Origin of the sequence: uncultured Mucilaginibacter sp. (genome assembly GCF_903913935.1) — a bacterium.
Lineage (GTDB): Bacteria > Bacteroidota > Bacteroidia > Sphingobacteriales > Sphingobacteriaceae > Mucilaginibacter.
In genome coordinates this window covers 1-11,702 of sequence record NZ_CAIWNH010000036.1, presented here as the reverse complement: position 1 = coordinate 11,702, position 11,702 = coordinate 1, and the positions used below count along the sequence as shown (strand labels likewise).

15 protein-coding genes are annotated in these 11,702 nt (G+C 43.0%); 5 read left to right on the top strand and 10 right to left on the bottom strand.

Annotated elements, in window-relative coordinates:
* The 4 genes from QZY09_RS01615 to QZY09_RS01600 all read right to left on the bottom strand — a co-directional run.
* Positions 1-285 (bottom strand): hypothetical protein (locus QZY09_RS01615; protein WP_295667337.1); only part of this gene is annotated, 285 nt, incomplete at its 3' end.
* A gap of 18 nt (positions 286-303) precedes the next feature.
* Positions 304-516, bottom strand: a complete 213-nt coding sequence (locus QZY09_RS01610) for a hypothetical protein (RefSeq protein WP_295667334.1) — start codon at positions 514-516, stop codon at positions 304-306.
* Between the two features lie 212 nt (positions 517-728).
* On the bottom strand, positions 729-950 hold the full coding sequence (locus tag QZY09_RS01605) for a hypothetical protein (protein WP_295667331.1): 222 nt from the start codon (positions 948-950) through the stop codon (positions 729-731).
* A gap of 161 nt (positions 951-1,111) precedes the next feature.
* Positions 1,112-1,630 (bottom strand): GNAT family protein, encoded by a 519-nt coding sequence (locus tag QZY09_RS01600; protein ID WP_295667328.1) that lies wholly within the window; start codon positions 1,628-1,630, stop codon positions 1,112-1,114.
* Between the two features lie 171 nt (positions 1,631-1,801).
* Between QZY09_RS01600 and QZY09_RS01595 the strand changes: the two genes are divergently transcribed.
* The 4 genes from QZY09_RS01595 (at position 1,802) to QZY09_RS01580 (ending at position 6,498) form a co-directional block, all read left to right on the top strand.
* Positions 1,802-4,186, top strand: coding sequence for an alpha/beta fold hydrolase (locus QZY09_RS01595; protein WP_295667325.1), 2,385 nt, complete (start codon positions 1,802-1,804; stop codon positions 4,184-4,186).
* A gap of 248 nt (positions 4,187-4,434) precedes the next feature.
* Positions 4,435-5,499, top strand: a complete 1,065-nt coding sequence (locus QZY09_RS01590) for an AAA family ATPase (RefSeq protein ID WP_295667322.1) — start codon at positions 4,435-4,437, stop codon at positions 5,497-5,499.
* 288 nt (positions 5,500-5,787) lie between these two features.
* Complete coding sequence (locus QZY09_RS01585; protein ID WP_295667320.1) at positions 5,788-6,198, top strand: hypothetical protein; 411 nt, start codon at positions 5,788-5,790, stop codon at positions 6,196-6,198.
* A 102-nt stretch (positions 6,199-6,300) separates the two neighbouring features.
* The gene (locus QZY09_RS01580; RefSeq protein ID WP_295667317.1) at positions 6,301-6,498 is read left to right on the top strand and encodes a hypothetical protein; all 198 of its coding nucleotides are present in this window, start codon (positions 6,301-6,303) and stop codon (positions 6,496-6,498) included.
* 218 nt (positions 6,499-6,716) lie between these two features.
* On the opposite strand, the gene QZY09_RS01575 is transcribed toward QZY09_RS01580, so the two are convergent.
* A complete protein-coding gene (locus QZY09_RS01575; RefSeq protein WP_295667314.1) occupies positions 6,717-7,250 on the bottom strand; it encodes a hypothetical protein in 534 nt (177 codons plus the stop codon).
* Between the two features lie 95 nt (positions 7,251-7,345).
* Complete coding sequence (locus QZY09_RS01570) at positions 7,346-8,293, bottom strand: hypothetical protein (protein WP_295667311.1); 948 nt, start codon at positions 8,291-8,293, stop codon at positions 7,346-7,348.
* Between the two features lie 221 nt (positions 8,294-8,514).
* Between QZY09_RS01570 and QZY09_RS01565 the strand changes: the two genes are divergently transcribed.
* A complete protein-coding gene (locus tag QZY09_RS01565; protein ID WP_295667308.1) occupies positions 8,515-9,021 on the top strand; it encodes a hypothetical protein in 507 nt (168 codons plus the stop codon).
* A gap of 126 nt (positions 9,022-9,147) precedes the next feature.
* Here QZY09_RS01565 and QZY09_RS01560 read toward each other — a convergent pair whose 3' ends face one another.
* The 4 genes from QZY09_RS01560 to QZY09_RS01545 form a co-directional block, all read right to left on the bottom strand.
* On the bottom strand, positions 9,148-10,767 hold the full coding sequence (locus QZY09_RS01560) for a hypothetical protein (protein ID WP_295667305.1): 1,620 nt from the start codon (positions 10,765-10,767) through the stop codon (positions 9,148-9,150).
* A gap of 103 nt (positions 10,768-10,870) precedes the next feature.
* The gene (locus QZY09_RS01555) at positions 10,871-11,032 is read right to left on the bottom strand and encodes a hypothetical protein (protein WP_295667303.1); all 162 of its coding nucleotides are present in this window, start codon (positions 11,030-11,032) and stop codon (positions 10,871-10,873) included.
* A gap of 18 nt (positions 11,033-11,050) precedes the next feature.
* Positions 11,051-11,359 carry a helix-turn-helix transcriptional regulator gene (locus QZY09_RS01550; RefSeq protein WP_295667301.1) on the bottom strand — a complete coding sequence of 103 codons (309 nt, stop codon included), beginning with the start codon at positions 11,357-11,359 and terminating at the stop codon, positions 11,051-11,053.
* Positions 11,337-11,687, bottom strand: a complete 351-nt coding sequence (locus QZY09_RS01545) for a type II toxin-antitoxin system RelE/ParE family toxin (protein ID WP_295667298.1) — start codon at positions 11,685-11,687, stop codon at positions 11,337-11,339. Before QZY09_RS01545 ends, QZY09_RS01550 begins: the two co-directional genes overlap by 23 nt.
* Positions 11,688-11,702 lie beyond the last annotated feature (15 nt).

Below are 11,702 nucleotides of genomic sequence, written 5' to 3'. Positions count from 1 at the left end.
CGGCTTTAACTCCTGTACTTGTTGCCGCAGCGTATTGAAATGCTGCGCCGGGGGAACACAAGTGCCGCCAATGGGATAACCTACCCCGTGGAATATTTTGGGGCGGTTATAGGAATTTAGGAATGAAGCGACATCGGCATCATACTTAAATGCATCGCATTCATCATTTTTATCGTACCAAAATGTTTGAGGTTCGATCTCAACCACGTCGATCAGCGATGAATGCGATGCAAGAAAGCTTTCAAATCCCTGGAAGTAAACAAGCCCTACACCAAGTTCATTCATTTTTTTAAATGCCTGGTTTTAATGGATGCTTAATTCCTGGTTTTCACTGAATCTTGCAGTGATTATTTCACCTTCGTCAATAAACTGGAATTTAAACCCCGAATAACAGGTTGGGCAGCCAACAATTCCCAGGATCTCCTTGGTGATGTGCTGGGTTTGTTCAAGTGATAGTTTTGATGGTACGGATACCAAAACAGCGTTTTCTTTTGAAAATTTTCTTCCCGATTTCATAGTGGTAGATTTAATAAATTTTGCCTACTCTCTTCTCCCTTTTCGGCTTCCGGGGGTATATACAAGCGCCCTGCTTATAAGGATAAAGGTAGCTGCGTTCAGAAAGGCAGGCAAGCGCAAAAACCCCTGATCAGTACGCGTTTACTACGGGTTTATATTGCGTAGAACTACGTGGATACAGTTTTTAAATAGAGAAGGAGAAGCGGAGGTACTTAATTTTCTATGGAAATCTTTAGCATATGGTCTACTGATGCGTTGGCTTGTATTAAATGGCTATCATCAATAAAATGGAATTTGAAACCGGTGTAACTATCCGGATAGCCAAGGATCTGCAGTAATTCATTGGTAACACTTTGCGTTTGTTCAAAGTTTAATTTTGAGGCAGTAGCTACATAAATATTAGTTGCTGTCGCCAAACTTCCGTCTGTTGCCATAACCCGGGTCGATTTTTATTTTCAAAACAGAGTGCCCTGCTCATAGGGTAAAGGTAAAAGGCAACGTAAGCCTGTAAAAGAGGAGAAATACCCGATCTTTTAAGTACTAATACGAATGGATATTGAGTAAAAATACCTAGTAAGGCAGCCGGCTCGGGTATTCAAATTTGTTTAAGTGCTGCATAAATATGCTCATCCAGCATGATGCCATTTTTTATAATGTTGTTTTTTAAAACGCCCTCCATGGTAAAACCGGCTTTTTCCAGTACCCGCATTGACCGCGGGTTATTGCTCAAAACGCCTGCCTGTATACGTACCAGGTCCAGGTTTTCAAAGGCATAGGTGGTGATCAGTTTTATAGCTTGCGGCATTATACCCCGTCCCCATAGGGTTTCGCTGATCCAGTAACCAAATAAGGCCGTTTTCCGGTAAACATCTTCCCGTATTTCAAAGCCGATAACGCCAACTGCTTGGCCATCAACATCAATGACAAAATTAACCTGCGGATTTTGCACAAGCATCATATTAACCCAACCGATCGCCGCTTCCATGGTATAAGGGTGCGGGAACCTGTCCAGCAAAAAAGAATAAATATTAGGGTTATCCGCATGTTTTTGAATCGACTCAGCGTCATCCGTTTTCCATTCGCGAAGTTTAAACCCTTGTCCTTGTAATTCCATATTGTAACAAAACAGTTGCTAAAATTAGCAATGATTATTGAAACTGTTATCTTGCGTTTTATTGAGTTGATTGGTTGATTAAGTTGGATTAGGTTGATTGAGTTAATTTACATTAACAATATTTACTTGTACTGCTTAATTTGAACTGATTGGCGATTGACTGACCTCATTATGAAAAAACTCTTTACGCTCCTTTTATTAGCGGCTTCCATTGCTGCGTCTGCACAAAAGCTCGACACCTTAACCATTGAAAAAATAATGCGCGACCCTAAATGGATCGGCGTTTCGCCGTCTGCAATTCATTGGGCCGATGACAGCAAAAAGATCTATTTTAACTGGAACCCTAATCATACTGAGCGGGATGAGCTGTTCTCCATCGCGCCATCAGCTGTTAAGCCGGTTAAGGTTGGTGTCGATGAAAAAAGGGCAATGGCGCCTGAAAATGGCGCATGGAACAAAAAACATACGTTGAAGTTGTTTGAAAAAAATGGCGATATCTTTCTTTCGGATCTTCCATCTGGAAAAATCGCCCAACTAACCAATACCGCCGATCGTGAATATGATCCATCTTTTAATGGTGACGAAACCAGCGTGTTGTTTATAAAGGGGGACAATATGTACTCACTTAAACTTAACGGTGGAGAACTGGTGCAGCTAACTAATTTTACCCATACTGCCGCGGCGGCGTCAGCATCCGGCAAAAAAGGGGCAAAGGCAAATAAAGCGCAGGCGGCCGGCAATGAGCAGGAAACCTGGCTAAAGAAACAGCAGCTCGAATTGTTCGATATCATAAAAGTAAATGAGACGGACCGGAAACAGGATTCCATTGAAAATAAAGAACTGGAGCCGAAGAAATTGAAAGAGATCGGCATAGATGATCAGTCTGTTGGCGGCGTGGAACAAAGCCCTGATGGTCGCTTTATTACCTACAGGCTGACCAAACGTCCAACCGATGCAAAAAGGGGCATAGTGCCCAATTATGTAACCGCAACGGGTTTTACCGAGGATATCAACAACCGTACCAAGGTAGGCGCACCGCAGTCGACTTCGGAAACTTTTGTTTTTGATACGCAAAAAGATACGGTTTATAAAATTGTTACAACGGCTATCCCCGGGATAAAGGACCTGCCGGATTATGTAAAAGATTATCCAAAAGAACTGGAAGAACGCACCAAACTCAACGAAGACCGCAAGGTTGTTATAGAAGGCCCGTACTGGAGCGAAGATGGCGAAAATGCGGTGGTAGCCGTTTACGCCGATGATAATAAAGACCGCTGGATAATGAAGCTTGACCCGGCGACAGGTAATTTAACCCAGCTCGACCGTGAGCATAACGACGCCTGGGTAGGTGGCCCAGGTGCTTATAATTTCGGATGGACAGACAATGGCCATTTTTATTTTGAAAGCGAAGCCAGCGGTTATGCCCATGTATATTTGGTGGACGTAAGCAATGGCACCAAAAAACAACTCACCAGCGGCAAATGGGAGGTGCAGACCCTGCAATTATCCAACGATAAAAAAACATTTTATTTTACCGCCAATATGGAGCACCCCGGCATTACCAATTTTTACCGCATCCCTGTTTCGGGCGGTGAACCGGTTAAGATCACGTCCATGAAGGGGATGAATGATGTGTCCCTGTCCCCGGATGAAAAATGGCTGGCGATCCGGTATTCCTACACCAATAAACCCTGGGAAATGTACGTGCAGGCCAACAAACCGGGCGCAGTGGCCGTACAGGTAACCCATTCCACTACGCCGGAATTTAACTCATACCCATGGCGCGCGCCCGAGATCATCACTTTTAAAAACCGCTACGGCAGCGATGTATATGCACATCTCTTTCTGCCTAAACATCCCGATCCGGCTAAACCTGCTGTTGTTTTTGTACACGGCGCGGGCTACCTGCAAAATGTGGAGTACGGCTGGAGCTATTATTTCCGCGAGTTTATGTTCAACAATATGCTGGCCGATAACGGCTATACCGTTTTGGCGATGGATTATTCAGGCAGTGCCGGCTACGGCCGCGACTGGCGTACGGCCATTTACCGCCATATGGGCGGCAAGGACTTGACCGACGAGGCCGACGGCGTAAAAATGCTGGTGGATAAATATGGCGTTAATCCCAAACATGTTGGCCTGTACGGCGGCTCGTACGGCGGTTTTATCACGCTGATGGCCATGTTTACCGAGCCTGAGGTGTTTACCAGCGGCGCGGCTATCCGTTCTGTAACGGATTGGGCCCATTACAACCATGGTTATACTGACGCCATTTTAAATGAGCCTTTTAATGATGAAAAAGCTTACCGCTTAAGCTCGCCTATTTATTTTGCAGATGGCCTGAAGGGTAACCTGCTGATGCTGCATGGCATGATCGACCAGAACGTAAATTACCAGGATATTGTCCGCCTGAGCCAGCGGCTGATCGAACTGCATAAAGATAACTGGGAACTGGCTTCCTACCCCATAGAGGACCACGCCTTTGAACAACCCAGCAGCTGGACTGATGAGTATAAGCGCATCTTTAAGTTGTTTGAAACGACGTTGCGCAAGTAGTTGATTAGGTTGATTGAGTTGGATTAGGTTGATTAAGTTTTACATAGATGTTAACTTAATCAACCTAATCTAACTTTCAAGTTACCTGGAGTTTTGTAGCGTGCGCTACACGTGCTACAACCTGCTACAAAACGCTACAAATTTGATTATTAGCAATTTAAGTGCTGACACTATTTTGTCACTGACAAAATAGTGTCAGCACTTTTTTGCTTTTTGTTGGGTAAATTTGTAAATAATCACTTAAACTTATGTACCCACCACAAATTGAAGCCATCCGCCGTGAGCGGGAAGATTTTAACAAACGCAAACTCAAAGCAGGCCAATGGAATAAAACCTTCGGAGATGGCCTGCTCCGTACCAAAACGGCTAACGAATGGATGATACAGGAATTTGGCAAGCCTGCCGCAAGGCCGCTTTTTGGCAGCCTTTGGTTCGAAAATGAGCTGTGCATCCTTTATGCCGACACTAATATGGGCAAATCCGTGCTCGCCGTGCAAATCGCCGACTGTTTAACAAAATGCTATTCGTTCGAGCCCTTTTATAACCAGGCGGACGAACCGTTGAAGGTGCTTTATATCGATTTTGAGCTTAACGCCAAACAGTTCGAGGCCCGGTATATCAAACAGGCCCAGCGGGATACCTACCTATTTTCGCCCAATTTTTACCGCAGCGAATTCAACCCCGAAGCCGATGACGGCATCGCTAGTGATAACTACGGTCGGCAGGTGCGGGATGCCATTACCACCGAAGTTTCCAAAACCAAAGCCAATGTACTCATCATCGATAACATCACCTATGCAGGCAACGGCACGCAAAACGCCAACGCGGCGCTTTCGCTGATGAAGGCGTTAAAGGCCCTCAAAATCAAATTCGGCCTCAGCATTTTGGTGCTGGCGCATACGCCCAAACGCAATGCCTATAAGCCCTTAACGGTAAACGACCTGCAGGGCAGCAAAATGCTCATTAACTTTGCCGACAGCGCCTTTGCCATCGGCCAAAGCTACGCCGCGCCGGGGATGCGCTATATCAAACAGATCAAGCAGCGTAACCAGAAGGAAGCATACGGCGAAGACAACATCTGCCTCATCCGCCAGGAAAAACAGATCAACTTTTTATGCTACACATTTGAAGGCTACGCCCGTGAAGCCGATCACCTGCGCCGGCCCGAAACGCAGGAAAAACAAATTTTGAAACAGCAGATTTTGGAGATGCATCAAAAAGGGCATAACCTGCGGCAAATAGCAGATGAACTGGGCGTGCATTATACAACGGTGGGCAGGATATTGAAAAGGAGCGAAACCGCTGATAAGTAACAAGCAAATTATGCCGACAGGAAGGCCAATGCAGTTAAGTGAAGGAATTTAATATCGAACACCCAATATCGAATGTTGAATATTGAAGTAAGAAACTTCGAAATTCGACATTCAATATTCATTATTTAATTTCGTATGTTCTTCTTTGACTAAATGACTTTACCTTGCACCTAACCCGCATAAGGATGACCAGCGGGTTAGGTGGACTTGAAAATAGACTATGCCGAAGCTAAAGTCTCCCCAACCGGGGGAGATTTAGAGGGGGCTTAAATAAACACCAAAAACACTATGACAAATGAATTTACCGCATGGTGCAACTATTACTACCAGCTCAGCACGCTGTTTGCTGATGTAGAAGAATACTTCCAAAACCTGCTTAACGATGCCCCGCTGTACAGCGGTCAAACCCGGCTAAGCGAAGTAGATGCCCTCATCGATTATTACCGTGCCGTACAGGCCGAAAAAACCAAAATGGAGCAAATGGCCGAAGAGGTAAAACAAGCGGAACGCACCATCCTCGCCATGATGCGGCACTTTGAGATCCAGCCCGGAACCGTGCTTACCGGCGAGATCCCCGGCGAAATGGCTTACGAGGTATGGGCCGATGAGCAGGACAGCATCCACATCCGCAAAACCCGAGAGTTGGCGGCCGAAGAGGATGATCCCAATATTATTGTGATTAAACTTTCGGGATTTTGAGGTGGGGAGGATTGAACATTTTAATAGGGATTTGTGTGTTTGGAAGTAAAAATTATCCTATATTTAACTTATTCAGAAAAAAAGTGAGTTTAGAAGAATAAAATGGCTACGCTAACCAAATATGATAGTTTTGACGAATTGAAAGCCAATACCGGATCGGGCGCAGAAAATTTGGCTGAATTGAATGAACGCCATAAGGCATTCGAAAAGTTTATAAACTTGCTACAGACCCAGGTAAATAAAAGCCAGCCGTCTAAAACCCAAACGCTGCCGCAAGCCTCCCGGCTTGTGGCCCGCTGACAGGTAATGAACTATTATTACACATGAAAGGCCCATTTAGCTATTTTTTAAAATTTCAGAAAACATTTACCGGCTACTTATCGCGTGTTTAGCCTGCAAAGTGGCTACATATCATGCGGGCCACAAGCCTGGAGGCTTCCGGCAGCGCGGGGCCCGAAGCGGGTAATCCCAATATTATGGTCATTAAATGTTCGGGATGGTGATGGGTGTGTTGCATTTTATAAATGCTGTATTTCGTATTCCAAATTATTTGAAATCTTTTCGAATACCATTAACAAATACGGCCCTACCGTCGCAACGTTTAGATTATTAGACAATGGAAATCCATGATAATCATGTAAATGCTGTTTAATTTCCTGTTGCTCGTTTAGTGGAAGATTTAAAAATGGATTATTATAATCGTAATCTGCCATTACAGACAAGTGTATGAATCCACAGCCTAATTTGTAAACGGAGCATGACCAGCCATGCAGAGTGTTTGCAAAATCAACCATATGCCGGTCTGTGATTTGCGCTCTTGTACCTGGAAGTGTCCACTTTTCATTATTGAGAGTTTGATTTATATAATGTTGTCTGTTATGTGGGCTCTGGCTTACCAGAAAAATAGCCCGGATCATTGAATCTAATTCCTGCCTTAGAATGGAGATCATTTGGCCATATAGCCTTTGAGGAAATAGTAATTGTGCTGCCGCTTTATGTTCGGCGGATCGATTTCTAAGTAACCTGCAAAATTGTTCAGTTGGTGTCATCATTCAAAGTTAAATCAGCGGTAAGACTTTTAGCGCGCCGCTGCATGGCGTGTTAATACTATCATACGGGCCACAAGCCGGGCGGCGGCGGCAGAAAATCATAAATCGTCTTTCGATTTCCAGCAAGTCAAACAAACATAAATATCGTTATCTCCTAAATCTTCTTCTTCAATGAGATATTGTACGTCACCTTTGCAATCGTTAATTCCGCAATTTTGTCGTACTACTCCAAAATCAGTTCGACAAACAATGCACGACATATCAGTTGAACCTGGTTTATTAGGATTTAAAAATGCCCATTTAGATTCAGGGCGTTCAATCCCTTTCGAAGTGATTTTCTCAGCCTTCTCCGTGCAAATTGGACACAGATATGGTCTGGCACTGATATCGACAGAGAAATGTTTTTTCAATTCCTTTTTGCCAAGAAAGAAATCTAGATGATCCATTCTGTTATAGAAATATTCATCTTCCCACTCAATATTTTCATCACCAAACTCAAATCCTGGATGACCATAAAACTTAGAACATACTGAATTCCAAAAGGTATCCCTGCCAAGTAGAAAAGTAAAAGTGTTTAAAATGAATTTGAGCACCTCCTCCGGACTCAGTTTTTGTTTTGCAGTACCGTGGACAATTTTATTTCTTTTAGTTCTCACCTCCTCATATAAATTCAGAAATTTGGGAGAAATATTCTTGGGGTTTTGGCAACCAAAAAATGTTCTTAAAAGATCCTCGCCGCCTATGGTGTATAGATCATCAAATGATTCATCTTTGCTTTCGGGCAGTGTTTTCCATTCACTCCTTTTTTTATCCAAAAGCAACAAAGGACTAACATTACATATCACAGCTTTTAATAGTCCTTCAATTCCTTGATGGACTAATACAAGACAAGTCCGAAGAACGACTTGATTATATTCCCATATATGTTCACGTGGTGTTGCATTTGTCAAATAGCTATCAATAGTCACAATATTATTATATGCCTGAATTAAACATTCAATAGACACATTTTCATAATCGTTAGCTTTAGGAAGATTTTTGATCACTTGAGAAATAGTAAGGTTTGTTAAATCAAATGTCCATAAAATTGAGAAAATTTGAGCGGTAAAAATAAATTTATGTTTCCCAATTCAGGCGCTAGTACACAGCCGTACAGGCTAACACGGCGTACTCGCGCGGGTTGGGTAAATACTTGCCGAACAAATTCTCATCATTCATGTCAGGATTAACTCGAATCTAATAATTATCTTTGACTAACAACAATAATATGAAGTCAATAGAAGAAATAGAAACAGACATCATGACGATGTTTGCAACCACTAACTCGAAGCCAGGTCACGTGTTAAGTCACAGACAACTTTCTGCTTATATAAGAGATAACCTGAATCCGAGAGAACAATCTTTAGTTGACCCAGCAATTGATCAACTGATTGAAAGGGGTTATATATCAGTAAAAAATATTCGTGGTGCAGATAACTTGGCGCTGACCGATACCGGATATGAGTTTATATATCCGATAGACAATGAGGACACTATTTCTAACATTCAGGAGAGAATCATGGGGCAATTTAGACGCCTAAATTATAGGGTCAACAATATGATACAAATGCGGTGGATCACTCAAAATCTAATACCGTCACTCAATCAGAGGGAACGAGAAATGGTTGCAGAAGCTTTACAGGGTTTGGAAAACTTAGAGTATATCACATATGAAAACAGAACTGTTGAAGGAATTGTCTTAACCGAGCAAGGGTTCGACTATATATATCAATAGTACACCTAATATCCCCGCGTCGGTTCAGGTATCTTGCCTGAAGCCTGCTGTTCGTAGGTACTGCCTACGGGATACGATATGCTCGTAGTCTCAGGCTACACGAAGCGCCTTGCCGGGCCAACAGAATTAATGAGCCCGCTTCACGTGTCCGGGTCTTTTCATGTCAAAATCAAGCAGCTTAAATTGAACTGCCGATGCATATTGCTGTTTTGTTAAGTAAACAACTGCATCAACGTAGGGAAGATTATAGAAATCGCCAGGCAGATCATTTTCCAGGCCAAGATGTTTCACGAAGGCCGGGAACTTAGTATCGAACCATCCGTAATCCGTTTTGAAGATGAAGGAATGAATTTTGCCATTAGATTGATATTGCAGCCTTACACCTCCCTTTACCTTCTTTTGGGTGATTCCGGTTGGATTAAATGCGCCGTGTGTTATTTTAGCAAGATGATGTAAAAGACTGGTATAAGTACGATCCTGGCTCGTCAATGCCGAGTCCATAGAATAAGTTACCCGCGGAAAATAACGAAGCAAATCATCCATCGAAAACAGGTCGGCAGCCTCAGCATCGTCAATTGCATTCGTCAATTCATTTGCTGACAGGTGGGAAAAAAGGCCGATATTCTTCCAAGCCATTATCGTGCTATCTCTTCTGCCGGACGTTAAGGTATTATCATAGCTTTCCATGCTGGCAAACATATAGGACATACATGGGTCTTTCATAAAAACCCGTGCCTGTTCTCCAGTTAACGCGATAAGCGAAAAGCGCTGCCCATCACCAGATGATCCGCGCGATGAGCTGAACATAACAGCATGCAGCCGGAGTGGCGAGTGTTCGTCTGTCAAAATTTTATTGAAGACGCGGTGAAATGTTTGGAGGTCGATGTCCGTTAAGTGCAATTTCCCTTCCTTGTTTTTCAATTCTAAAATGGTGGAAGCATATTTATAGGTCTGGCCATTGCATACTAAACTTACTTTGAATTTGATTTCCGGCAACCCGATCTTCGCCGAATCGGGGTCTGGAGAAGTAGTATAACTAAAATTCGTAAAATTCAGCCCGGGTAGCATCGTCGCGATGTCCCGGTGGAGCTGCTCAAGCCGGATACTTTTGTCTTCAATATAATTGGAAACGTCGAAGATCCGATCATGATTACAATAGTTATTCAATTGAAATGCCGATTCAATCTTACCATCGTTAATGTCAGCCCCGAGCCTCACAAAAGATGAATCGCTTACGATGCCATATTTATGAAGCTGTTCAGCAACCGGCAGCAATTTGTCAGGCGCCAGCCATTCCAGGCGCGAACTCATTTCTGTCAAATAACTCACCATTTGCACTTCAGCAATATATTGGTTACTGTCTATAGCTTTTACCGTGTAGTTATATACCCGGTTAGTCAGCAAATCAGCCCTTTTAAGTTTCTCCAGCAAACCCCGGAGTGATGTGTTGACGCTGTCCTGGCTTTTTTTGTTGTAGTTGTCAATCTTATAAGAAAAGGAATAGGATCCCTTCCGCATGTCAATATGAAATGTTTTTTGCAATATGATTTCTTCCAACCCTTCCAATATCCTCACACGATAAGATGCACCGCCCTTTCGTGCGAGGTCACTGTCCAGCACCGGGCGTTCTTTGGGTGTTATAATCCGAAACTTAATAAGGCTATCAATAGCCACCGAAGATGATTGCCCAAAAATCCGGCTTGACAGGCAGCAAAAAGTAATGAGGACGATAAGGCAACGTTTCATAGCTGTGATAAAGATAGGGTTTGTTATTGATTTATAATTGGATCGATAACACGCTGTCGCAAATACAGGTTCAACTGCGGCCATTTAAACCGGCGAGACGCAATTACTTCTTTAGGTAAAGTTCAGGGATAGGGTGCCGGCGTAAAAATTCTTTAGCTTTATCCGCCTTTTTAACAAAGAAAGGCTCATCAGCGTAGTCTCTAACCTTATCGCTTGTAACCTCTATGTGCAAAGCGTCCGGCGTTGCTTTTTTAACAGTAGACATATCAATATTACTTTTTGATCAATAAGCCACTGATAAATTGAGATGTCCACCCAACCCCTCCCTAACAATGCGCATCAGCGTCGACAAGCGAATGTCGCTGGCATTATTTTCAATTCGCGAGATATAGGATTTGGTAGTGCCGCATTTAGCGGCAAGTTGTTCCTGGGTCATATTTTGCTGTTCACGCAATTCCTGTATAAAAACGCCCAGTTTAAAGGCCTCAAAGCCCTGTTCGTAATTTTCCCTGGTTTCAGTGCCCCTTTTGCCATATTGCTCATCCAGATGATCAGCAAAGGAAGTTAAATTACTGTTTGTTTGATTTTTCATCGAAATATTCTTTTTTAATTTTCTTTGCCGCTGCAATTTCATTCTTCGGCGTTTTTTGTGTTTTCTTCTGAAAGCCGTTCATCAAAACGACCAGTTGTCCGTCATCAAAAAAGCAAAACACACGAAAGATATTTGTACCAACTTCTACCCTGACTTCATAAATGCCTTCCTCTATGTGCTTAAAAAACTTGGCAGGCACACGTTCCATTGTTGCAATTATTCCCAACGTATAGTTAAACTTTAATTGCACTGGCGCAGCGAGGGCATTAAAAAAGTCGAGATAGTATTTTTTGTAATAAACTATGTTTCTTTTAAAATTGTGTGCCACAAAACAAAGTTAGCT